We start from the raw sequence: 335 nt of genomic DNA on the forward strand, positions 1-335 counted from the left end.
AGGACGCCGTCCAGCACACCGGCCACTTCCGGTTGCGGCAGTTCCTGGCGTGCTTCGCCGACGCGCAGGATGTCGCTGTGGATCGACTCGCGAATGGCGCGGGTGGCCTCGAATGCGTCCAGCGTGTTGAGCACTGCGCTCGGAATCAGCAGTTGGTAGTAGAACTCCGCCGTGCCGCCGTTGACCGGGGCCAGGTGTGTGCCCTCGATGTTGTACAACAGTGGTTCGGCCGCGACGATGTCGTTGTGGGTGATGGGGCGCGTTGGCAGCTCAGGCAGGTACGGTTTGAGGCCGGGGGTGGTGCCGAGCATGACCGGCTGAAGGACCTGGCCTTC

The 335-nt window shown here is 65.4% G+C and carries 1 protein-coding gene; it reads right to left on the reverse strand.

Annotated features, from left to right (window positions below; genetic code table 11):
- Positions 1-335, reverse strand: a 335-nt coding sequence (locus QZR14_RS27960; RefSeq protein ID WP_311998314.1) for a hypothetical protein, incomplete at both ends; no start/stop codon positions are given.

This window comes from Pseudomonas sp. rhizo66 (assembly GCF_031931925.1).
Lineage (GTDB): Bacteria > Pseudomonadota > Gammaproteobacteria > Pseudomonadales > Pseudomonadaceae > Aquipseudomonas.